At 69.3% G+C, this 21,704-nt stretch carries 22 protein-coding genes; 14 read left to right on the top strand and 8 right to left on the bottom strand.

The genetic code is table 11. The annotated features are described in order from the left end of the window. Positions 1 to 245: 245 nt before the first annotated feature. On the bottom strand, positions 246 to 404 hold the full coding sequence (locus tag AWW66_RS33995) for a hypothetical protein (protein ID WP_157527909.1): 159 nt from the start codon (positions 402 to 404) through the stop codon (positions 246 to 248). A gap of 451 nt (positions 405 to 855) precedes the next feature. On the opposite strand from AWW66_RS33995, the gene AWW66_RS25270 reads away from it, so the two are divergent. The 5 genes from AWW66_RS25270 to AWW66_RS25250 all read left to right on the top strand — a co-directional run bounded on the left by AWW66_RS25270 (position 856) and on the right by AWW66_RS25250 (position 4,764). Then, positions 856 to 1,356 (top strand): hypothetical protein, encoded by a 501-nt coding sequence (locus tag AWW66_RS25270; protein WP_067371198.1) that lies wholly within the window; start codon positions 856 to 858, stop codon positions 1,354 to 1,356. Between the two features lie 190 nt (positions 1,357 to 1,546). Next, the gene (locus AWW66_RS25265; protein WP_157527906.1) at positions 1,547 to 2,002 is read left to right on the top strand and encodes a hypothetical protein; all 456 of its coding nucleotides are present in this window, start codon (positions 1,547 to 1,549) and stop codon (positions 2,000 to 2,002) included. Next, entirely contained in the window at positions 1,999 to 2,664 is a 666-nt protein-coding gene (locus tag AWW66_RS25260; RefSeq protein WP_067371194.1) for a hypothetical protein, read from the top strand. The genes AWW66_RS25265 and AWW66_RS25260 overlap by 4 nt, the downstream gene beginning before the upstream one ends. Then, positions 2,661 to 3,668 (top strand): tyrosine-type recombinase/integrase, encoded by a 1,008-nt coding sequence (locus AWW66_RS25255; protein ID WP_067371192.1) that lies wholly within the window; start codon positions 2,661 to 2,663, stop codon positions 3,666 to 3,668. Before AWW66_RS25260 ends, AWW66_RS25255 begins: the two co-directional genes overlap by 4 nt. A gap of 190 nt (positions 3,669 to 3,858) precedes the next feature. Then, positions 3,859 to 4,764 carry a hypothetical protein gene (locus tag AWW66_RS25250; protein WP_157527903.1) on the top strand — a complete coding sequence of 302 codons (906 nt, stop codon included), beginning with the start codon at positions 3,859 to 3,861 and terminating at the stop codon, positions 4,762 to 4,764. A gap of 1,104 nt (positions 4,765 to 5,868) precedes the next feature. Here the strand turns inward: AWW66_RS25250 and AWW66_RS33985 are convergent. Next, a complete protein-coding gene (locus AWW66_RS33985; protein ID WP_157527900.1) occupies positions 5,869 to 6,456 on the bottom strand; it encodes a hypothetical protein in 588 nt (195 codons plus the stop codon). Between the two features lie 341 nt (positions 6,457 to 6,797). Next, positions 6,798 to 7,880 carry a hypothetical protein gene (locus AWW66_RS25240; protein ID WP_067371186.1) on the bottom strand — a complete coding sequence of 361 codons (1,083 nt, stop codon included), beginning with the start codon at positions 7,878 to 7,880 and terminating at the stop codon, positions 6,798 to 6,800. 492 nt (positions 7,881 to 8,372) lie between these two features. On the opposite strand from AWW66_RS25240, the gene AWW66_RS25235 reads away from it, so the two are divergent. The 3 genes from AWW66_RS25235 to AWW66_RS25225 all read left to right on the top strand — a co-directional run bounded on the left by AWW66_RS25235 (position 8,373) and on the right by AWW66_RS25225 (position 10,959). Next, entirely contained in the window at positions 8,373 to 9,581 is a 1,209-nt protein-coding gene (locus AWW66_RS25235) for a hypothetical protein (protein WP_067371203.1), read from the top strand. A gap of 211 nt (positions 9,582 to 9,792) precedes the next feature. Next, a complete protein-coding gene (locus AWW66_RS25230; protein WP_157527897.1) occupies positions 9,793 to 9,996 on the top strand; it encodes a hypothetical protein in 204 nt (67 codons plus the stop codon). A gap of 579 nt (positions 9,997 to 10,575) precedes the next feature. Beyond that, a complete protein-coding gene (locus tag AWW66_RS25225; RefSeq protein WP_067371182.1) occupies positions 10,576 to 10,959 on the top strand; it encodes a hypothetical protein in 384 nt (127 codons plus the stop codon). Between the two features lie 100 nt (positions 10,960 to 11,059). On the opposite strand, the gene AWW66_RS25220 is transcribed toward AWW66_RS25225, so the two are convergent. Continuing rightward, positions 11,060 to 11,371: a hypothetical protein gene (locus tag AWW66_RS25220; protein WP_067371180.1), complete on the bottom strand. Its 312-nt coding sequence runs from the start codon at positions 11,369 to 11,371 to the stop codon at positions 11,060 to 11,062. 590 nt (positions 11,372 to 11,961) lie between these two features. Here AWW66_RS25220 and AWW66_RS25215 point away from each other — a divergent pair. After that, the gene (locus tag AWW66_RS25215; protein ID WP_067371201.1) at positions 11,962 to 12,243 is read left to right on the top strand and encodes a hypothetical protein; all 282 of its coding nucleotides are present in this window, start codon (positions 11,962 to 11,964) and stop codon (positions 12,241 to 12,243) included. Beyond that, positions 12,240 to 12,632, top strand: coding sequence for a hypothetical protein (locus tag AWW66_RS25210; RefSeq protein ID WP_067371178.1), 393 nt, complete (start codon positions 12,240 to 12,242; stop codon positions 12,630 to 12,632). The genes AWW66_RS25215 and AWW66_RS25210 overlap by 4 nt, the downstream gene beginning before the upstream one ends. Positions 12,633 to 13,029: 397 nt before the next feature. Here the strand turns inward: AWW66_RS25210 and AWW66_RS25205 are convergent, their stop codons facing one another. Then, positions 13,030 to 13,299, bottom strand: a complete 270-nt coding sequence (locus AWW66_RS25205) for a hypothetical protein (RefSeq protein WP_067371176.1) — start codon at positions 13,297 to 13,299, stop codon at positions 13,030 to 13,032. A 426-nt stretch (positions 13,300 to 13,725) separates the two neighbouring features. Here AWW66_RS25205 and AWW66_RS25200 point away from each other — a divergent pair, with 426 nt between their 5' ends. The 4 genes from AWW66_RS25200 to AWW66_RS25185 all read left to right on the top strand — a co-directional run bounded on the left by AWW66_RS25200 (position 13,726) and on the right by AWW66_RS25185 (position 17,389). Then, positions 13,726 to 14,172 (top strand): hypothetical protein, encoded by a 447-nt coding sequence (locus tag AWW66_RS25200; protein WP_157527895.1) that lies wholly within the window; start codon positions 13,726 to 13,728, stop codon positions 14,170 to 14,172. Between the two features lie 320 nt (positions 14,173 to 14,492). Continuing rightward, positions 14,493 to 16,184, top strand: coding sequence for a replication-relaxation family protein (locus tag AWW66_RS25195; protein ID WP_157527892.1), 1,692 nt, complete (start codon positions 14,493 to 14,495; stop codon positions 16,182 to 16,184). A gap of 445 nt (positions 16,185 to 16,629) precedes the next feature. Next, complete coding sequence (locus AWW66_RS33035) at positions 16,630 to 16,965, top strand: hypothetical protein (protein WP_245648480.1); 336 nt, start codon at positions 16,630 to 16,632, stop codon at positions 16,963 to 16,965. A gap of 139 nt (positions 16,966 to 17,104) precedes the next feature. After that, complete coding sequence (locus AWW66_RS25185; protein ID WP_067371168.1) at positions 17,105 to 17,389, top strand: hypothetical protein; 285 nt, start codon at positions 17,105 to 17,107, stop codon at positions 17,387 to 17,389. Positions 17,390 to 18,184: 795 nt separating this feature from the next. Here AWW66_RS25185 and AWW66_RS25170 read toward each other — a convergent pair. From AWW66_RS25170 to AWW66_RS25160, 3 genes are all read right to left on the bottom strand, one after another. Continuing rightward, positions 18,185 to 18,790: a transposase gene (locus AWW66_RS25170; protein ID WP_169807173.1), complete on the bottom strand. Its 606-nt coding sequence runs from the start codon at positions 18,788 to 18,790 to the stop codon at positions 18,185 to 18,187. Further along, complete coding sequence (locus AWW66_RS25165; RefSeq protein ID WP_067371162.1) at positions 18,769 to 19,260, bottom strand: helix-turn-helix domain-containing protein; 492 nt, start codon at positions 19,258 to 19,260, stop codon at positions 18,769 to 18,771. The genes AWW66_RS25170 and AWW66_RS25165 overlap by 22 nt, the downstream gene beginning before the upstream one ends. Positions 19,261 to 19,494: 234 nt before the next feature. After that, positions 19,495 to 21,432, bottom strand: coding sequence for an ATP-dependent nuclease (locus AWW66_RS25160; RefSeq protein ID WP_067371160.1), 1,938 nt, complete (start codon positions 21,430 to 21,432; stop codon positions 19,495 to 19,497). Positions 21,433 to 21,704 lie beyond the last annotated feature (272 nt).

Below are 21,704 nucleotides of genomic sequence, written 5' to 3'. Positions count from 1 at the left end.
GTGACTCGGTGAGGGGGTGGCTCAGTCACCGCCACCCCAACCTGACCCCGAGCGGACGCCAATTCTTCCGAAATAAAATGCGGGGCCTGCTGACTGTAGAACGCGGATTGCTTGAATTGCAGTCGGATTTCGTCTTAGTGGACTACTGTTTTTGTTTTTGTGTTCTTCGTGGTATAAATAGCTCAGGGGGGTCGCTCTGCAAAGCGACCCCCCTGAAAAGGGCTGGTGTGGAAGCCGGCCAGTTACTAGTGGCGGTTGTTGCGCTCCTGCCAGAGCGCGATCACGAACCTAGCCACGGCCAGGACCCCCACCACCTCCAGGATGGGGGTCCAGTCCGTCTGGAGCTCGGTGAGGAGGCCCTTCAGCAGCTCCAGCACCTCCAGCAGCACAGATGCGATGGTCAAGACGGCCAGAGCGTCATCTTTGCTGTCTGGCGAGTTGGGTTCCTGGGGTTCGGTTGGAGCGGTTGCAGACGTCAACGGGTGCCTCCCGATGCTGGATAGGGGTGTCGCCCGAGTGGCGGGCTTGGATGGCTTTTCGCGCCACACAGAGAGTCTCATATGGATCAGCGTCCGTGCCACTTCACGAGAGAGCGCGGGAATAAGCTCTGGCTCCGTGAGAGGGTCGCATTCCCTCCAGAGCGGGACGGCGGATTGCTGGCGCAGCCGATCACCGCATGTTGCGTTGTGACCGAAGGTAGTCACGTTCCTTCCGGGTTCGAAAGGTTGGGATGGCAGCGGCAGGAGGAGTGGTCGAGACAAACACGCCAGCAGGTGCCCTCGGTGAACGGGACAGGCCACCTCCGCGAGATGCAGTAGTCTCCGCCCCGGCGATGCCGACAAGGGGGGTCTCCTGGTGAAGCAGAACACCGCAGACGGCGCCATGCTCGGACCCGGCAAGTGGTCGCTCGTTCCGCCGGGCAGCGACGACTTCGAGGTCTACGGCGGGGCAGCAACCGTCGAGCGGGCGAGGGAGTGGGCGTTCCGGCACCAAGTCCTGCTGTACCGCGGCCCGGGGCAGACGTGCGTGCATGGTCTGTACCGCATGGACGTCTGCACCTTCCGGGCCTGTACGTCGGTCGGGATGGACCACACCCAGATCTGGGTGCAGCACGACGGCCGAGGCGCGTTTCTGCTGACCCACCCGTATGTGGACGAGGTTCCGGAGCGGCTGCGGGTCTACGCCGACATGCACGGCCTAGCGGTTGACTCGAACCCCTTCGACCGTTGGTACGACGACCACGCGCTGCCGATCCGGATGACGATTCCGCCCGACTGGCCGCTGTGGCCGATCGAGCGGGACGCGGTGCTGCTGTTGCACACTCAGCCGGTGGAGTGGCCGGAGTACGTCGAGTAGGGCCTGTTTCGCCCGCTGGCGCTCCTGGCGACCGTCACCCTTTGGCCCGGTCTGCCAGGAGCGCCCCGTATACGGCCGGTTTCGATCTTGCCGGAACCGGTCCGGCATTCTCATGCCTCCATAACTGATCTTATGGAGGCATGAGAGCATCGACGTTCAGCCGTACGCGAGAAGGAGAGGAGGGACGATCGTGACCAACCCCCGAGCCCGTCGGCCCCGCATGATGGCCGAGGTCCGCGCCGAGGCCGCCCAGTTGTACGCCGACCACGACGCGATGGCCCGGACCCTGCGGGAGCGGGAACCGGCCCGCCGCGCCGAGGTCGACGAGGTGCTGGCCCGGCAGAGCGCCGCGTACGCCGCCGAGGACCAGGCGTGGCAGGCCCTCGACGACGCCGACCAGGCGCTGCGGGACAACCCCGCCGACCCGGAACTCGTCGAGGCGTTCGCCGCCGCGGCGGCCACGTACCGGGCGGCCCGGGACCAGGCCCACGCCGTGGGCGAGCAGGTCACCGCCGTCACCCGCCGGCACCTGGAGGAGGTCGCCGCCGAGAGCGCGGCTCTGCTGGAGCTGGGCAACCGGTTCCGCGCCGCCCAGGACGAAACTTTCCAACCCGGAGCCACCACGCAGGAGGGGCCGCTGGCATGACCATCAACAGGAAGGCCTTCGTCGAGGAACAGGCGGCGCAGGCCCGCGCGGTCAGCGGGGTGTTGGCGCGGGTGCCCAGGGAGTTCGCCACGGCGGGCGAGCTGGCCACGTTGATGGCGGCGCTGCCGGCCGACACCCCGGTCAGCATCGCCTGGACCGTGCACGTCGACCCCGCGCTGGCCGAGGGCACGCCGACGGTCACCGCGGCCACGGCCAGGCCCGTGCCCCTGCTGACGGCCGAGCTGGTCGACGTCGCCGAGGACGACGGCACCGTTCGGGAGTACGGGCGGATGGTGCCCGGTGTGGAGCTGGGCGCGGTCGTCGGCGCCGACGGTCAGCCCGTTCCGGACAAGACCGTGCCCCACCAACCCTACGAGCGGGCCCTGGGTGCCCTCGGTGTCGGCGACGTCGACACTACCCTGGCCGCGCTCGCCGAACTGGTGCGATGGACGGCCGACCTGCTGCCTGACACCCCGGCCGGGCCCGACGGCACACCAGAGACCGTGGCGCAGCGGGTCACCGACCCCGGGATCCGGGCACGCCTCGGCATCGAGGCGGCCCGGCTGGGCTACAGCGCCAACCGGCTGACCACCCTGCGCCACGACCTCGCCGACCGGGAAGCTACCCCACTGCGCGATGACCACGACGGGAACGCACGATGACCGTCCTGTCAGGAGAGCTGCTTCCCGCCGCCGGAACGCCTGCCAGCACGGCGGATGCGAGCGGCGGTGCCGCCCTGGAGGCGTTGCTGCGGGAGTGGCTGATCGGCTACCGGGCGGCGAACACCCGCGCGGCGTACGCCAGCGACCTGCAGCACTGGTTGGCGTTCCTCGCCGACGCCGGCGTCGATCCGCTGGCCGAGGCCCGTCGCCTGCATACTCACGCCTGGCTGCGTGCTCAAGAGGCCGCTGGGGCAGCGACCGCGACCCGGGCCCGTCGCCTGGCTGCCGTGTCCGCGTTCTATGCCTGGTTGATTGCCGAGGAGTACACCGACCGGGCCAACCCGGCCGCGATCGACCCGAAGCGCAAGCCTCGGGTCAACCCGCACCGCACCAGCACCTCCGGCCTGTCCCGGGAGCAGGCCCTGGCGTTGCAGGCCGACGCCGACGCCGACACCGGTCCGCAGGCAGCGCGGACCGCCGCGATCGTCGCGCTGCTGCTGTACACCGGCATCCGTGTAAGTGAGTTGGTCGGTGCCGACGTCGACCAGCTCGGCCACGACCGCGGCCACCGGGTGCTCCGGTTCACGGCCAAGGGCGACGAGCCGCACCTGGTCGTACTGCCGCCGCCGGTGACCCGCCGTCTCGACGCCTACCTCGCAGGCCGGACCGACCTGGCCGGCGACCGGCTACCGGTGCCCGTCGGTGGTGCCGGTGCCCGGGTACGCCGGCCTTTGGTCGTCACCACCAGCGGCCGACGCCTGGACCGCGGTGCCATCTGGCGGCTGCTGCGCCGGCTGGCCAAGACCGCCGAGATCCCCGTAGCGATGAGCCCGCACGTGCTGCGCCACACCTGCGCCACCCTCGCCCGCGACGCTGGCGCTCGCCTCGAGGACATCCAGGACCAACTCGGCCACGCCGACGCCCGTACCACCCGGCGCTACGACCACGGCGGCGCCCGACTCGACCGAGCCCCGGCCTACACCCTCGCCGGCTACCTCACGTGAGCCTTCTCGCAGCACATCGTTCGACTCGAAAACGCGCGTCGAGGAACGACTCGTGGGCCGTTTCCCCTGTTCATGCGGGCAGGAGCCCGCCCGCGTCCTATGCCCAAAACGTAAGCCCCTCGTGCCCGCTACGGTTCCGGATCACGAGGGCCCGGTCCATCGAGCCCGAGCAAGATCGCGGAGTAGTGCCTTGAATCTTGAAGTGGAACTCCCCAGGTTCCTGGCCTGGCTGGTCGACCAGACCAGCCAGCCGGACGAAGTTGTCGACGTCAGCGCCTACCAGGGTACGGATCTCGGGTACGAACTCGTCGAAGCGTGCGCCGACCGTGGCTGGGTGAAGGGGCTGTCGACCTTCGGCGGACCCGCCGCCGTGATTACCCTTGCCGGTCGCCACGTGGCCGAACAGTACCGGCGCGACCTGACCGACCCGGTGAAGCGGGCGGCAACGGCCCGGACCGGGCTGCTGCGCTGGCTGTACGCGCAGCAGGCTGCGGGCGCGCACTACCCCGTCACGACACACGTCCTGCAGAGCGAGGAGTCGATGTACCTCGGTGAACGGCTGACCGAGGACGACATCGACCGGGCAGCCGCCTACCTCTACGAGCAGGGATTCATCAAGGGCGTCCGGACCGCCCAGACGCGTGGCCCGGTTCGGGTGGCACTGACCAGCAAGGGCGAGGACTGCGTCGAGCAGTACGGAGGAAACGTGACGGCGTACCAGCAGGGCGGCCAGGGCCGAGGTAACACCAACACCTTCAACTTCGGGCCGATCATCAACAACGGCACGATGGCGGTGGCCAGCGAGGGCTTCACCCAGAACACGACCGTCGGGGTCGACCAAGCCGGCGTCGCCAAGCTCGTGCAGACCCTCCTCGACGGGCTCGACAAGCTGCAGCTGACCGACGAGGCCAGAACGTCCGCGCGGGCGGAACTCGAAGCAGTCCAGCAGGAAGTCCAGCAGCCGCAACCCAATACCGGCCGCGTCACCGCCGGGATCGGCCGCGCCGTGAATTACTTCATGGAGGCCGGCAAGCCGGTCGTCACCGCGGCGTTCATGCTCATCGCGAGCGGCTACGGGCTCCCGCCAGCGGCGTGAGACCCCTGTCCGCACCGGTGCCTTGCCGGCGGCCGGCCCCAACCCAACCAGGGCATCGAGGTAGGTCAGCCCTTTCCGGTGGGCCGTCAGGTCGAGTGGATCACCCAACCTGTAGGCGGTGCCTTCGTCACGTCCCCCGCACCCTGCCCCGGCTGCCAGTTCGGGGCCGGGCCGGTGCAGCAGGATTCGTTTACCTCGATGGATAGTGATGGGTCTGAGCTGCGGAAACGGGTGTGCTATCCGTCGACCTTGCGTTTACTGAGGATGGCCGGCGGTGTGGTGAGTGCCCGGGGCAGTAGAGTAAGCCTCCGACATGACGTTCCCTTCCCACCTCGGGACGGACTCCGGGTCGCACCCCCTAGGCAAAGGGGCCCCGGGTACGACTCGAGACCCCCGGGAGACGGAGGAACGACATGCCGAGCCGATCTTCCCGGCGGATGTGCCGGCACGTGTGCCGGTGCGCCCGTCCCAGACCCCGCTCCACCACCTGGTGGAGTCGAGCCTGGAAGAAGGTCCGCCCCTGGGCGGTACCCGCGACGCAGGTCGCGGTCCAGGCGGTGAACTTCTACCGGGTCTGGAAAGGGATGTAGCCCCGCCTGACGGCAGGGCTACATGACCGGTCGAAGGCGCTCCGCTCGAAGGTTCCTAGGCCGAGGGCGGGGCGTTCTTCGTTTCTAAAACTTCCAACTGCAACACGTCGCAGCCCCCGCAGTGTGTCATAAGCAGCCCCCATGACAGTAGGCAACCCGAAGGCCGAAGTCCCGAGACGGCGTGTTACGAGATAGGATCTGGGCTCCATGTTCCACGATGTGAACCCCGTTCACCTGCTGCAACGGTAGCTCGAAGCGCTGCACGGGTCGTGTGAAACATCTCCCTCGATCACCGTCGAGGGCAGTCGTCGTTTCCCCGATCACCCCCACACGCGTGGGGAGCAGTGGCCGAGGAGCCTGAGCCGCTTCCTCGTCACCCGTGGCGTGCCAGAGCCCCGAAGGTGAGCTCGTCGAACTCGGTGCCGATGCGTGCCGGCCCCTACGTGTCTTCGGCCAGGAGCCGGCGAAGGGCCGGCCGACGAGTCGCCGACCGGCCCACAGGGGCACGCCACGGTTATGAGCGGCTGACCACGTCGTTCCAGCACGTCGTGCAGATGATCAGGTCGCCGTCCTCGCGGTGCTGGGGGGCGCTGCAGCGGGTGCACCGGTCGTTGAACAGCGACTCGCACGACATGCACATCATGGTCCAGAACGTGGTGTCGCCCGGCTGGATCGAGACCACGGCCTGCTCCCCGCAGTCGGGGCACTCCGCCGTCGGCTCCTCGCCGCCGTCCTTGACCCAGGTGTACGAGTTCAGACCGAGGATCTCCTCGGCGTACTCGCCGGCCAGTTCGGCGCCGGATTCCCACACCGCTCCGCACCCGGGGCACGACGGTTGCTCGTCGATGTGCACCTCGGCCTGTCGGCAGCGGGGGCACCGGGCGATCGGCATCTTCCTTGCCGCTTGCTTCGCCTCGCGGCGCGGTTCTTCCCGCTCGTCGTGGCGGCGGGCCACGACGTTGTACGGATCGCCGGTGCGCGCCATCTCGGCGCGGATCGCCCGCTGACGGGCGCGACGAGCTGAGCTTGAGTTACGGCCGTTGTCGACCATCTCTACCTCCAGCGGAGTACCCCATGCCACCGCGAGGTCGGAAATGATCACGAAGTGGGTCCACGCTGCGTCATCGACGGCTTGTCCTCGGTCATCCGGCAGTGACGGCATGGGCGTCTGGGCCGAACTCGGAGACGGGCAGAGCGTGGCTGCCGCCCCCAATCATACCCCCGCGTGGCAAGTTCCGGGCGCTGCACGAGGCTGGTGCCCGCCCGGCTGCTGGCCAGTCGGCGCGCACCTGCCGCCGGGCGACATCTGTCCGGACACCGGCCGGGCTGGCTGTCCTACCCGCGTGCCGAGTACCTGATCAAACAGGCATGCAAGCTCTCCGACCCGCATGGTGCAGGGTGCGCCTTCCACCATCTGCGCGATCGCGAGTGGACAGCTTCTGGTCAGAAGTCTTGGTCGGGGTCGTCGTCGTCTTCCAGGGCCCACTCGAGGATGGGGTCGGCGACCTGGGCGTGGTCGAGGGCGAGTTCGGCTGCGGTGCGGAGCTGCCCGACGGCGCTGGTACGCACCCAGGGTTTGAGGCGCTGGTCGCGCAGCTCGGCGTAGTACTTCACAAGCGTGGATCCGACCGCTTTCCACCGCGCCGCGGCGAGCCTGCTCTGCTTGGGGAGGGTGGTGGTGAACAGTCCCTCGATGCGTTTGGGGTGTTCACGGCTGACCAGGGTGAGGTCGGTGAGGGCGAGTTCGTTCCTGAGTTCCTCCAGCATGCGGGGTTCGGTTTTGGGTGGGAGCGTGACGAACTGCCTGCGTGTCTGGTGGACGAGGAACCCAAGGTCCTTGGCCATCCAGAAGAGGCGTGAGTGGGCGCGGCGGCAGATCAGCACCGGAACCACGGGCAGTTCCGGGTGCGCGTCCTGGACCACGGCAGCCTTGTGGAGAAGTTGGTGCACTTCGTCGTGGCGCGGGTACAGGTGCAGCCGACGGTTCTTGACCTCGATGGTGATGGCCTGAGCGGGAAGCGGGAGGTGGGTGTCGGGGTGCATCAGCATCAGCCAGGCACCGGAGTCTAGGGCGCCCTGTAGCTGAGCTGAGCCGATCTTGCGGACCTCCCCGAAGGGCGTGTGGGTACTCATCGACTGGTAGCCGTGGGCAGCGGCGTCCACGAGGGAGTCGCGGACGACGGACTCGCCGGCGGCGCCGAACAGCGTCGAGTAGTGGAGGAACCGGGCGTAGAGCAGGCCTTTGCGGCGGGTGGCTGCGGTAATGGCGGTGCGGCGTCCCCGTCCGGTGGTGGCGAGGACGTAGAGCTCGGCAGTGCGGCCTGCCCTGGTCGGATGTTGGACCTTCTCGATGTCGCCGGCGGCGACCAGGTTGTTCAGTGCCTCCTGCAGGATGTGGGGAAAGAAGAGGGGGAGACCCTGGCGGCGACGGGACTCGTCTTCGCATAGCCGAGCCTCAACCTCGGCGTGAGGGGCGGCGAGTTCACGCTCGAAGAGGGCTCGGAGATCCGCCTCGGCGCGGGCCACCCAACCGAGGCGGTCCAGGCCACGAGGCCCCCCGCTGCCGTGGTGGCTTCGGTTTTTCATTTCCTCCCCCGAGCAGCCTCTTATACAGAGATGGCTCTGGGCCTACCTGCGGGGCTTGCGATGCCGATGGCATCGTCCTTGGCTGGGTGCGCCGTCGTGCCGGGTAGGAGTCTAGGAGCCGGTGGGGTGTCCGGCTAGCAACAAAGGAGACGGGGAGCCCGTGCGTCAGGGTCCAGGGGTCTGATCCGATTCTCTGTCGCCGCTGGAGGTGACCTGAGCGTGAGGTGTTCAGTTAGAGCTGCTCTTCGCGGCAGGCAGTTTTGGATACTTTGTGTGTTGATGAAGATACTTTAAGTGCCCATGGCGCTACTTTCTGTCATTGTTTGGTCGCGGTGGGCATTTCGAAGATTTGGTGCGGCGTCATGGAACGGAATCATGGCTGGTTGCCGTGAGTAGGTCATGGCGACGAACACCGCGAGGGCGGATGAGACCATGATCGACGACGTTGGCCAACCGGATGATCAGTTTGACGAGTTGCTGGACCCGACGCATGAGCATGCGGTGCCGGACATGTACCCGCGGCTGACGAACATCTCCGCAGGCTTCATGTACCGCGCCGTGGTCCGGGCGCAGGACCCGGCGCCGCCGGAGTATGTGACTGTCCCGCTGTCTACAAGCTGGGCTGCGGATCCGAAGCCATCTGTGGCAGTCTCAAAGTGGAACAGCCTGTGGGAGTCCGCGCAGTTCCGCCGCCGCCACTTCGGCGAGGAGGACCTCCCGGCGCCCATGAACAAGGTGGCCGACCGTGGCGACCTGAACGTCGTCTTCGTTCCGCGTACCCGCTCCCGCTACTACGAGTACGCTCCGCTGTTCCACCTGCTTCCGCGAGCCGTGCTCGATCGGCACGGCCTTCCGCTGTTGCGCACCGGTGCCTGGCCGTTCTCGATCCAGCTAGGTGATGTCGACACGTGCCTTCCGGCCGACTTCGAGGCCCGGCTGTCGCGGGCCTGGTCAGGCGTCGTGTGGCGTCATCTGATGCCTCAGTACAAGTCCCCGATCAGCGGGTTCACCACGGACGACCCGATCCGGCTGCTGGCGCAGAACCTTGACTTCTGGATTCCGCCGGTGACCGAGGTGATCCAGGAGATCTTGCGTGACTTTCCTGAGGTGGACAACGGGGTCACGCCGGACCCGGTGTCGCTGGTCGACGGCTTTGTGCTGGAAGGAACTGTGACGGCGAATCCGCGTAAGGGTGGCGACGTGTGGCGGGGAGAGGAAGAAGCTGTGGAGGTGGTGCACCAGACGATCGAGGCCGCTGACGCTGACGGTCGGCTGCGCGGCATCCTCGACACGGTGCGATCGCACCGCTGCGAGGATGACTTCTCATCTCGGTGGACCGGTGCTCGAGAGGACTTCGAGCGCAAGCTGTACAGCAAGCGCTCGAAAGTGAAGGTCCGCTTCGTGGAGTTGACCGATACCACGCCGGTGCACGGTCCGGAGACCGAGGTCGTGGGTCGGATGCTGTGCGGCGATTTTCTGGCACTGCTCGACGAACGTGACCGTACGGTGGTTGTTCTGCTACACAGCGGTATGACCAAACTGACCGAGGTCGCGGACATCATGGGATACCGCAACCACAGCGCGGTCTCGAAGCGCTTGGACAAGATACGTCGGCAGGCGGCAGACTTCTTCAACCGCTGACGGACCCCGGGTACGGGCAAGACGGCGATGCCCCTCATCGAACTTGTCGAGGGTTCAGCGGCGTGTCGAGTCGAGGTGTCACAGGGGTTCATCCGTACGGTCTTCCTGGCACTGCTGCAACTGCACAACCGTCACTTCCTGGGTCCGCTCCACACCGGAGCCTCAACCCGGGTGGTTCCGGATCGATCGGAGCCCGGAAGTGGAGGTCACGGTGCAGGAGCAGGAACGGGAGCACGAGCCGACACGGCCGATCCCGCACATCGTGCGGGTGTGGCGCATCGTGGGGCCCGTGCTGGAGATGGTCGCACTGGTGGCGGCCCATCAACAGCGCGAGGGCCTCGCCTTGGCAGCGAAGGCCCTCGCAGTGCTGGGACAGTCGACGACGGTCTGGTTGGTAGGCCGCGAACGTCGTTGACCTTGCCCTCGGGGCGGGAGGCTGATGCCTTCCGCCCCCTTCTTGTGCTGTACACGCCGCTCAAGTAGAGCGCTGCACCGCGTACGGCATGACCGTACGACACCCCGGGCGGCTCGGCAGAGTGCAACGCCCAGAAATCCTCAACATGTTGACGGACATTTCCGGAGGGTGGTGGCGTTTCTAGGGGTCGGCCAGCGAGTTACTTGAATCTGCTCGGACCCCTAAGGTGCGTCGGGTGCCCTGGTCTCCCGGTACGGGACGGTTCGGGCGCAGCTCCGCCCAAGGTGGTGGCGGGTCGGCTCTCTGGTACTCAGAGGGCGAAACGCCGGGGTCAGGCAGCTTTCGCCCTGACGAGTTTCGACACCTGCCGTACCCGGTGGTCGCCGTGCCGGTGGTCGTGGCCAGGGTTTTTAAGCCACAGCTACACGTCGACCCCACGCCGAGGCGGCAAGAAACTCTCCCCAGCAGTCGGGGACCGCCTGGGCGAGCGTCACGATCACCCGGTGACCCGGACGATCACCGTCCGGATCAGCAGGGGTCAGGGCGGACCTGACCCCCGGCGCGCTCGTTGATCAGGCCATGACGGACAAGGACCAGACGCTGTTCAACGAACCCGGGCGGGCCTACGAGGCGCTGGGGCGGATCATGCACGCCCTCCGGGAGAGCCATGCCCTCAACGGCGCCCACTCCCTCGACTGGTGGCCAGCACTCGGCGGGCGGAGCTGGGAGATCGAGTGGCAGTCCGGCCCGTTCGCGCCCGAGGCCGCCGAGCAGGTGCTGCGCGTCGACCACGACGACGACCCGGCCGCGCCCGCCCTGCGAGGCGTCGTCCGCCCCGGCGCCGTCGGGAACCAGCACCGCGCGTACCTGTACGTGCTCGACATGCCGGTGACCCTGCGCGCCCTGACCCCGGTCGGGGCGAACGAGTGGACCCGCGCCCTGTCCGTTGGCTCCCACCCCTGAAGCAAGCCGCGGAAACACCGCCACCGCTGTCTCGGCGGCCGACACGTCCAACGCGCCGGCCTGGGGTCAGGTCCGACCTGACCCCAGGCCGGCGGCGAGGTCAGGTGGCAGGAGGCGACGACGGGGCGGGAGAGGCCGGTGGCGCGGTGACGGGCACCGCCGTGACCGCGTCCACGCCCTCGACGTCCGGCTTTGGCTTCAGCTCGCCGGTCATGCAGCTCTTGAGGTACGCCTCCTCCACCTGGGCCTTCCACTCGCTGGATGGAGGCGACCCGTCGATGTCCCTGGGAGCCGAGGGCTTCAGAAGGCCGTATCCGATCTTGCATGCTTCTTGGGACGGCTCGGTCTCCTGCTCGTACAGCTTGACCCGGTAGTCGATGCCCTTCTGCGCGACATCGTCGAGGAACTTCATCCGCTCGTCGTATGGCGTAGCAGAACACCCCGTAGCTGCCAGCCCCAACGCCACCGCGCCCACGGCCGCTACCCTCTGAAATCTCATGGCGGCAGATCGTAGGGTGCCGTTGGTGTCGCCTCCATGAGGCCCACCCGCGCCCGGCGTGTCTCCCTCACCCAGCCGCTGGTTGCCGCACGCACGGATCCGCGCTGGCGGTAGGGGGGCGGGAAGTTCCCCAGGGGAGGGGTAGACCGCAGGCGGGGGTGAGGCGTGCGATGCCGCAGGTTTCCCGGGGTTTTCTGAGGATCGACGCTGGGCTACCGTCCTCGTCGACAGCAAGAACCCGCAGGAGTGCCCACGCTCCCGGCGCGCGGCCCAGCCGCGCACTCGAGGGACCGGGACCGCACCCCCGGGGGTGAAGTCCGTGACGACATGGCGGGAGACCCCAGGAGCGCCAGCCCCCGTTTTCTCCCCCCGGAGGACCGGAACCCCCGGAACGGATCGTGGTGACACGACCGTCGGCCGCCGTGATCAGCGCCATGACACGGGCGGTGATCGCCGGTTCGACGTGCCCGGCCGGCGGCGCGCACCCGGTTAGGATCGGCGGCATGACGTCCAGCCCGGCCCGCGCGCACCAGCTCGTTGACGAGCTGATCGGCCCGACGGACCCGGCCGCCGACCGGGTGGTGACCGTGCTGCACGCCCACGCTGCGGCGCTGGCGTGGATCCGCGACACCACCGGCACCTACCCGGCCCCGCACGCGGTCGCCCACCGCCTGGCCGCCGCCGCCGACCGGCTGCGCGACGGCACCGACCCCCGCGACCCCGCCGCCGTCCTCGGACAGACAGCGGTCGACGCCCTGGCGGTCCACCGGTCCGCCGCCGCGTGAGCGGCTACGTCCTAGACGACCTCGCCCTGCTGGCCGGACTGACCGGTCAGGAACAACACCGGCGTGAGTTGTCCCGGCTGCTGCACGACGCGGTCGGCGGCGGCCCCCGCCTGGCCATCCCCGCATTCTGCCTGGCGGGCCTCGCCGCCGAGGGCCGGCTCGTGGTGGCCACGCACCTGGCCGACATCATCGCCGCCGCCCCGGCCGGCACCGTCGAGGTCTGCGGCCTCGCCCGCACCGACCGCCTGGAATGGGTCCGGACGGTCTACCCCTGGCTGCCCTGGCCAGCCGCTCACGCCACCGTCTGGGCGCAGAGCGTCGGCGCTCCGATCCTCACCGTTGACCCCGACCGGTACAAGGCCGTGGCCGTCGACGTCCTGTCGCTGTAGAACACCCGGGAACCTGGGTGACGCCGGCCCGTGGCAGACACCGAGCCGGTCGGCCGGGAACGTGCGAACCCACAAGACGCGCGAACCGAGGGGCAGGGGGAGTCCGGATCACGGGCCGGCGGCCGGGCGGCACCGTCGACGGTAGGCACGCACGCCGAATCTCAGAATGGAATCCGCGAGGGGCATCCTGGGCTGCGGCGATACCGGCAGGGCGGCCCCGACGCCCGTACGCGATTCCGTGGAATCCGGCCCCTGGCCGCCTCGGCCGCGTCCTGGCGGTGATGTGCCGCCCCCGACCGGTTCGCACGTGCGAACCACAAAACGCGCGCACGAGGCCGCCGCTGCTGGTGGGCCACCCGCGCACCCTCACCACCGGACGAACGGGCGGCGGGCCCGGTCAGCGGCTCGTCACGGGTGTGGTGTCGAGGCTGCACAGCTCGCAGGAGTCACCGCGGCGTATCGCGTCCAGGTCCGCCTGGATGGCCAGCCGCGTGTCCGAGTGCTTCGCGGTGTCGACCGACGGCCCGGTCATCGGCCCGTGGTCGAACTCGTGCCACACCAGCCGGCAGTCGAACTCGGTCTCGCCGTAGTAGAGCGGGTGGCCGCAGCGGGTCGCGTAGAGCACCCAGCCGCCGATGTAGCCGTGAGGGTTCGCAGGATCGGTCACCCGGGCATCGTGGCAGCGCCGGCAGCACCACGCGGGACGGCATGCCGGCGGCTGCGAACGTTCGCAGCGCAAAAAGGCGCGCGGGGACGCCCACCACCGGTTGCGGCACGCCGGCCAGGAAGGGGGGCCAGGGGGCCCGCCCGCCCCCGGCCAGGAGGACCGGAACGTTCGGGGCCTCTCAACGCGTACGGGTTCGGAAACTTTGGAGCCCGAGATTTCCGGGGGCGCGGCCGAGTTTTCAGAGTTTCGCGAGCCGCCCACGCGCGGGCGCGCGAGGCCGAGGGGGTCATGAGTGACCACCGGCCCATGAGCGCCGCCCGGCGAGCCTGGAGCGGTGGACCCCTGAAGCAGGCCGTGGAAACGCCGTACCCGTCTGCGGTGGCGTGGCGGCTGGGGGTGCGCGGTGGGGCGTCGTACGGTGCGGTCGTGACGAAGTCCCGTGCCCGGCGGCAGGCCGCCGCCGACGCCGCGTACCGGCGGGCGTTGAACCTGCCGGCCAGCGGCGACCTACCCCCACAACTCGGCGCGACCGGCACCAGTAAGCCGTCGCGCAAGCCCCGCCCGAAGAAGACCACCGCGAAGACGGCCGCAGGGAAGACGACGGCCGGGAACCGCCGTGGGGCAGGCGCCCCGCCGCGCGTGAAGCAGACCGCCGGGGTCGCGGCCAGCTTCGCCGGCACCTGCGGGACGTGCGAGCGGAACTACCCGGCCGGGACGCGGCTGGGGAAGGTAGGCGACGGGTGGGCGCACCTCGCCTGCGCCGAGGCGGTCCGGGAACGGGACCGGATCCTGCGCGGGGAAACCTTCGCCGCGCGCAAGCCGTCGGACTGGCGACGCGGCAAGGCCCCGTCGTCGACACGGACGACCCGATGACCGACGTGGCGGCGTGCCGCCTCTGCCACCGGTACGGGGCCGGCTGATCAACGCTGCGGCGGGTGGCCGTCAGCAACGGCCCTCCCTTCCCTCTGACAGCCCCTGACAGAACCTGTGACAGCCACGACCAGGGCGACCCGGCCCGCCGCGCACCGGTGACAGCGGCTCGCCGGGTTGCCGTTTGCTTCGGACCCGAACGGCAACCCGGGACACGGTCACGCCGCAGGTCAGCGGCCCTGTGACGGATTCCGCTCGACAGGCGACTGACACTGTCTGTGTTACCGGAAGGTGGCCATAGGGGCGTACCTGGGGAGGTGGCCGTGTCGGACGACCGTGCGTTCGTCGCCAGGCTGCGGGCCAGCGGCGGCCCGTCCCACGACCTGCTGGTGCTGCTCGACCAGCACCGTGTCCTGACCACCGACCAGCTCGCCCGTGCCACCGGCACGCCGGTCCGCACGGTCCGCCACCGCCTGGACCGGCTGCGGACCGCCGACCTGGTCGACGCGGTCCGGCCCGGCCGCGAGTCCGGGTCGTCGCCCCGGCACTGGTGGCTGCGGGTGGCCGGGGCCCGCCTGATAGCCGGCACCGCCGCCGCGCCCGGCCGGCAACGCCCGTCCGGGCTGCACGTCGCGCACACGGCGGCGATCGCCGAGGTGTGGCTCGCGGTCCGCGACCACGGACCGGCCGCCGGCCTCGCGCTGCGCCGGTGGTGGTCGGACCGGGCCGGCTGGCAGGAATGGGAACCCGTCCGGCCGGGCTACGGGGCGCGGGTCCGCAGGCTGACCCCGGACGGCGTGCTGCTCGTCGACGTCGACCACGACGACGTCGTCGGGACCGCCGCCGCGTTCGTCGAGGTCGACCTGGCCACGATGAGCCAGACGGTCCTGCGGGACAAGGTGACCCGCTACCTCGCCTACGCCGAGGACCGGGCGTGGGCGGGCCGGTGGCCGCACTGTCCGCCGCTGCTGCTGCTCACCACCACCCAGGCCCGCGCCATCACCTTCCTGGCCGCCGTGCGCAGACGACTCGACACCGCACGCCGCCCCGTGTGGGGCGGACAGGCCGGACGGGACATCGCCGACGCGGACAGCCTCGTCGTCGCCGCCTGCGGCCTCGTGCGCGACCCGGCCGCCACCGTCGGCGGACCGGTGTGGCTGCTGCCCGACCCGGCCGCCGCAGGCCTCACCCTCCCGGAGCTGCTCGCCGGCCGGATCACCGCCCAGTCCCGCGCCCAGCAGCACTACGACCAGGCCGCAGCCGACGCCGCCCGCCGCTACCGCGTCGACGAGCTCCACGCGATCCGTGACGCCGCCGACCAGGTCACCCGACTCCTGGGTGCCGCCGCTGGCGACATGGTCACCCACTGGCAACCGGCCGACCTGCCCGCGCTGCTCGACGACGACCCGCAGCTCGTTGACGCGCTCCTGCACTGGTGGACCGACCGCGACGACCCCGGCCGGGCCGACCGGGCCCGCCAGGCGCTCACCGACCGGCACACCGCCGCCTGGACGCGGCAGGCCGAGCAGCTCCTCGCCGCCGCCGGCCACGGCGACCATCCCCGCCTGCGCGCCGCCGCAGCCACCCTCTCCGCCGGCCGACTCCTCGACGGGACTGACACCGCCCGTATTCACCACCCGTCCGGAACCACCTGGCCGCAGGCCCAGCAGGCGGCACTCGAGGACTACCGCGCCAGCCGCGACGACCAGGTCGCCACCGTCTGGGCCGGGCTGAGCTGGCGGGCCCGCCGCCACACCAGCCCCACCCAGCTCGGCAACGACCACGACCGCGAACACCTGATCGTCTGCGACACCTGCGCCATCGCCTACCCCCGCCCCGACCCCACCGGCCCCGACTGGCACACCGGCGAACGCTGCCCCCACTGCCACGCCGGCACCCCGCTGCCCTACGAACAGCGCCACCAAGTCCCCACCCTCATCGACCGGCTCACCGCCATCCGCCACCGGCTCGACAGGAGGCAGGGCCGCCTTGCCCCCCGTCGCGATCCCGGGTGATGCTGCGGAATCACCGGCCCGGCCTACCCGCCGGTAGCGGAAGGGATGCCCGGCGGTAGGGAACAAGCGGGGGCGGGCATGGCGGCATTCCGGCACGGCGAGCCAGGGAATCACCCGTAACCTTTGACTCCCTGGCTCGTTCCGCAGTGCGTTCCTACCTGTGTGCTGCGGTCACCACGGCAGCCACGGCCAAGGCCAATGCCAAGGCCAGGACACAGAGCCGGGTGGTTCGGCCCCAGCTCCCAAGCGCGTGCCGAACCACCCGGGCTGACTCAGTGATGGCGATCGCCGCCCAGTTGTCCACGTTCTTCACCTCCTCCCTGGCAAGCAGACGAGACGCACCCCTTGCGCGCCCTTGCGCCGCAAACGAGCGAGGCCGGGGTTTGGTGATGGGTGACGCGCGACTGATTGAACGGACTTGCCTGTTCGGCCAACGAATTCCTCGGTGAGCGAGGAGACCCGGCCGCTGACCAGCGCTCATCCGGACCTTGATTCCGCAGTGAGCCGGGCCGTCGACGCCCTGGCCCGCGCAGCGGCACCGCCGCGTCGTGCGCCGGCTCCGGCGGCGTCGTCGGTAGCCCGGAAGTTGGGTCGCGTGGCGGACGCGCTGCTGGTCGCCGGACACGCCCGCGACGGTGGTGAGGTGGCCGTCCTGCTCGCCGTGGTCGTCCAAGCGGCCCGGCTCGTTGTGGCGCTGGCCGAGCTGCGCGCCGCGCAGCAACAAGCCCACGCTGCCGGCGCGGCGGCCGCAGCAGCCGCGCACCTGATGCCCTTGCTCTAGTCGGGCGCGCAGCTCGTCGACCATGTGCACGTGCCGAACCAGGGCGGGCCGCCCCAGCGGCCGGTCCACACCGTGCCGGGCCCTGTCCGGCCTCGCCCGAACGTCGAGCGGGATCCGCAGCGTTGAGGAGGGCGAGCTAGTGGCCGAGAACGAGATGGCCGAGATCCACCAGCGGGCCACCGCAGCGGTGACCGCCGCGATTCAGGCCGCCGGGCAACTGGCGCAGGCGGCCATCGAGATCCGGATCGCGCAGCTGCAACGCGCCGCCCGTGCCAGCGAGGAACAGGCCCGTCGCATCCGCGCCCAGGTACGCGCGGCCCAGCAGGCCGGCGCGACCGTGTGGCGGCCGGCGACCCGGCCGTCGTGGTGGCGGCAGGCGTCGGCCGAGGACATCGCTTGGGCCTGGCGGGCCAGCGCCGAGTAGGCGGCCGTCGACCCGCGCGCCGAGGCCGCCCAGCGGGTCATTGTCGTGCGGCTCGCCGAACGCGGCGTCCGCGTCGGCCCGCAGACTGGCGCCCGACCGGGGGACGAGGCGTGGCTATCCGACCAGCTCGACCGCGCTGCCATGGACGACGTCGACCGGCCGGCTGAGGCCCGGCCAGCGGAGGCCCGGACCGAGGACGTCGGCGAGCGACGCCGCACCGCCCAGGAGCGCTAAGAGGCGATGGCGGTGCACGTGCGGGGGGGTGGACCGCCGACCGGACGGCGCGGGTCATCGCCTCGGCCGCGTGGCCGGCGCTGGCCTACAAGCTCGACCAACTGGAGCGCGCCGGGCACGACGTGCGCGATCTGCTGCGGCAGGTGCCCGGCTTCGTCGACTGGGCTCACACCCCCGCCGCGTACGCATTCCGAGTCGTCGACGAGTACGCCGCAGACGCCGACCAGCCCGCTGCGAGGGACCGCGCCGCCGATACAGAGGGTGCAGAGGAACTCATCTCGGTCACCCTCGAAGGCGAGTGGCGCGGAAGCCGCTAGCACCAGCGTGGGTGCCACCGATACGTACATCCGAGATGCCCGAGCCGATGCCGGCCGAGCCTCCGCCGACACCGCCGAGCGCGATGTGCGCGTCGCCAAGCTTGCCGCGCGCGCGTTCCCGAAGTCGACGAAGTCCGCCGTGACGGACACCAGAGCAGCAGTCCCCTCCGTGACCGGTGGTCAGCAGCGACATTCGTGCCGACAGTGCCTACCCACGCAGCGGGTCGATACAGATCTTGAATGGTCAGGTTGTGTCGGGTTCGAGGGTCAGTCCGGTATGCGCGAGGAAGCTGTCGAGTAGGTCGGTGCGGTACTGGATGCTCTTGAGTCGGTTACGGATGATCGTGAGGAGGTGGTCGACGCCGGTGACGGCGAGGTTGCCGATGCTGCGTTTCAGGTGGGACCACACTGCCTCGGTCGGGTTCAGGTCCGGGGCGTAGGCCGGTAGCCGGATGACGGTCAGCCAGTCCCGGGCGTCGATCATCAGTCGCATGGCGGCGGAGACGTGGGTGTTCAGGTTGTCCCAGACGCACACGATCGGTCCGCCGAGCTGCTGGTGAGCGGCGTCGAGCAGTGCGATGTAGTCGCGTTCGCTGAAGCTGCGTCGTTCGTTCTTGCGGCCGCGGTGCACGATCGTGCGGTAGATCAGCCGGGATCGTTCGCCGGGCCGGTAACAGGTCAGCCCGGCGATCGAAACGCGGCCGGAGCCCTTGCCCGACACCGGGACCACGGGGGTGTGCCCGCGTCGTCCCCAGGTACGGGCCTTCGGTGGGCGCAGCGTCTGACCGGCCTCGTCCTCGAAGACCAGCCACGCCTGCCGCTGCGCCGCTACCGTTTTCCCGCCGGCCACGTCTCCCTGCGCCAGGTGGTGACCGCGGCCTCGTCACGCTCGACCGCACGGTGCTGGGGGACCTGCACCGACCAGCCCAGCCGGTACATGATGTTCGCCGTCCCGCGCGGCGTGTACCGGGTGCGGAACATCCGGGCGATCAGGTCCGACACCCGGGCCAGGGTCCACCGCTGATCACTACCGAAACCCTGCGCCGCCGGCCCCTGCTCCAGGGCATCGGCCAGGCGCCGCAGCCGGCCCTCATCCAGGCGGCACCGAGACCCGCCCGGCCCTTTCGAGGCCAGGGCCTGCTCACCGCCGGCCTTCCACCGTTTGCGCCAGCCGTACACCGCGGTCTGCGACACCCGCAACCGGCGCGCGATCTCCGGCACCGACACATCCTGGGCAAACCACCCGGCCGCCTGCCGCCGTACCGCCTCACGCTTCGCCCGCCCCCGCGCGGACAACCCACCTCCATCGGGATACCTCATCCCATCGATCTACCCCAGCCCACACGCGTCACACCAGACCACATCGGACGAACCTGGCCATTCAAGATCTGTAGCCGCACCATGTGGTCGACGACTGGGCAAGCGGTCCGCTCGACGCCGTGTTGTTCGTGCTCCCATCCCTTGTGCCAGCGCGGGCCACCACCTGATGGACCGTGCTGATCCCTACGTGGAGATAAAACCGGAGCGGTTGCTGATAGACCCGTCCGCGCCTGGCTACACCGGCAGCTTGGTGAACAGCTCCTCGAAGCGGTCAAGCGTTTGTGCGTCGACCTGAGCGAAAAACTCCTCAAGGTTCTGCGTGAGTACGTGGGCGGGCCCCGCATGGTCAAAGTCGCCGCGCACCTTGCTGATGCGCCGCAGGATCGGCTCCGGGGTCTGCGGTAGGTCAGCCTCGTTGAGAGTGGACAGGGTTCGGGTGTAGAGCCACAGGTAGTCCTTGACCGTGAACAGGTCCTCAATGTCGGCCGTGTTGGGTAGGCCGGGCGTCTCGCCGAGGATCACGATCTTGTGCTGGTCGACGCCGACGGCCTCAGCGGCCTGACGGATTTTCGTGGATACCTTGTTGGTCTCCGCGCCATCGACGAGAGCGCGCACGTCTAGGCGGCGGCCGAACAAGGCGACGAACGCGGGCATGTTGGTGGCTCCGCCCACCGGGATGATCGAGATACGCGGGTCAAGGCCGGTGCGTGCGAGCGCGGTCAGGTGCGCCGACATCCGGATGAGGAATACGAAATCGCTGCTGCCCTCGACGGCCAGGTGTGGACCGTGACCGAGGAACAGGTGTTGGGCGACGGTGTAACCGAGCGCCGCCTCCACTGGCAGGATCGTGGTGCGGTCGGCGGACAGGTTGACGGGGGTGATGACCACGCCCAGTTCCGGCTCGTCGCGTGTGGCGCGGTCGTGCACGGCGCGCATGGTCTCGTACCGGGTGGGGTCGAGCATGTGCTGCGAGTGGGTTGTGTAGAGCACCTGCTGGTGGGTGCCCAGCTCGTTGAAGATGTAGCTGAGGAAGTCGCGCTGGGCCTCGCCGTGCAGGCTGGTGCCGGGTTCGTCGAGCAGCACTACGACCCGCTCGTCAGAGTCCTGGTAGACGCTGAACGCGGCTAGGAACGAGAAGAACCACTGGAAGCCGGCCGAGCGGGTCTCGAAGTTCGTGTCGACGTCGTGGCGGGCGTCGTGCAGTTCGACCTTGAGGAAGCGGTGACGGATCGGGGCGCCGTGGGGCGACGTGCCAACGACTGGCATGTCGGTGTCGAAGCGCACGGACAGCGCGTCGTTCTGCTTCCAGTACTTCATGACCTGCTGGGTGAGGTCGGAGCTGGCCGCCTGCAGCTCTGCCTTGCGTGTGACGTACTCCTCGTCGAGGAAGCTCTTGGGCTCCTGCCCCGCAAGGGTCAGCAGCGCAGTCATGGTCTCGTCGCCGTCTTGGAGATCGCCCGACGCGACCCTCGCCGCGAGCTCCTCCAGGTCAGTTTCACCCTTGAGCAGCTCGTAGTTGGAGAAGTAGAAGAATTTCGGCAGGAGGTCCATCATCTGCTCCTGCTGATCGTTGGTGAGCTCCCCGTCGATCAGGACGTCGTACTGGGTGAGTTCCTCGGGCAGCGCGCGCAGCGCCGTGGCTCGAGCCGTACGCTTGGCCGCGCGGTGCGTGGTGGCCAACTCCTCCGCTCGGGCGCGTACTGCGGCCATGTCGGGCAGCTCGGCGAGTTCGGTTACGTCCTCGGGATCGACTCCGACCTCCGCGCTGGCGATCTGCACAATCGTGGAGAGCCCGCACTCGACCTCGAACAGGTTGGCGCTGTCGTATGTGCGCGATGCGCGTACCAGGGTGCCGTCTGGCGGGGTGAAGCCCAGGACCGCGGTGACCGGTTCGATGTCCTGCGGCTCCAGGGAGAACCAGGCAATGACCGGCTCGACCTCCTCCAGCCGCTCCTTCCTACGATCGCGGGCCAGCCGGCGTCGCGGGTACTCCGTGGCCAGCCCAAACTCATCCGGGCGGTTAGCGGGGTTGAGTCGGTGCAGCGCCTTGAGGATCGTGGTCTTCCCGGACTCGTTCTTGCCGACCAGACAAGTTACATCCGGCTCCACCATCATCGTCTGAGGGTCGGTGAAGTTGCGGAATCGCTGAATTTTGACCTTGGTGAGGCGCATCCAATGCTGTCCAATCCCCGAGTGACACGGCGGACGGAAGGTTACTCGCCTACTACGACACCTAGCCTCGGCCCTTCGTTAAGGGCTGTCCAAGGAGTGGACCGGAAACGAAGAAGTGCCTTCTGATCAGGGAAAATAGGGCTGATCCGGGAGGGGCCACGGGTGCCAGGTGGGTAAGTGGTCACCCAGGGGTGGGACTCCCCGCGCCGGCCGCCTAGTAGTGCTTTGTTAGGTTGTTGTGGCGTGTCGCTTGTTTGAGCGTCGTGGTGGTG

This window comes from Micromonospora rosaria (assembly GCF_001567585.1).
GTDB classification, from domain to species: Bacteria; Actinomycetota; Actinomycetes; order Mycobacteriales; family Micromonosporaceae; genus Micromonospora; species Micromonospora rosaria.
This window is presented reverse-complemented; position numbering and strand designations above follow the sequence as displayed.

Excerpts from the sequence above, each read along its gene's own strand:
- AWW66_RS25260 (WP_067371194.1), top strand. The coding sequence starts at position 1,999 with ATGACCATCAACAGGAAGGCCTTCGTCGAGGAACAGGCGGCGCAGGCC.
- AWW66_RS25255 (WP_067371192.1), top strand. The coding sequence starts at position 2,661 with ATGACCGTCCTGTCAGGAGAGCTGCTTCCCGCCGCCGGAACGCCTGCC.
- AWW66_RS25235 (WP_067371203.1), top strand. The coding sequence starts at position 8,373 with ATGATCGACGACGTTGGCCAACCGGATGATCAGTTTGACGAGTTGCTG.
- AWW66_RS25225 (WP_067371182.1), top strand. The coding sequence starts at position 10,576 with ATGACGGACAAGGACCAGACGCTGTTCAACGAACCCGGGCGGGCCTAC.
- AWW66_RS25220 (WP_067371180.1), bottom strand. The coding sequence starts at position 11,371 with ATGAAGTTCCTCGACGATGTCGCGCAGAAGGGCATCGACTACCGGGTC.
- AWW66_RS25215 (WP_067371201.1), top strand. The coding sequence starts at position 11,962 with ATGACGTCCAGCCCGGCCCGCGCGCACCAGCTCGTTGACGAGCTGATC.
- AWW66_RS25165 (WP_067371162.1), bottom strand. The coding sequence starts at position 19,260 with ATGAGGTATCCCGATGGAGGTGGGTTGTCCGCGCGGGGGCGGGCGAAG.
- AWW66_RS25160 (WP_067371160.1), bottom strand. The coding sequence starts at position 21,432 with ATGCGCCTCACCAAGGTCAAAATTCAGCGATTCCGCAACTTCACCGAC.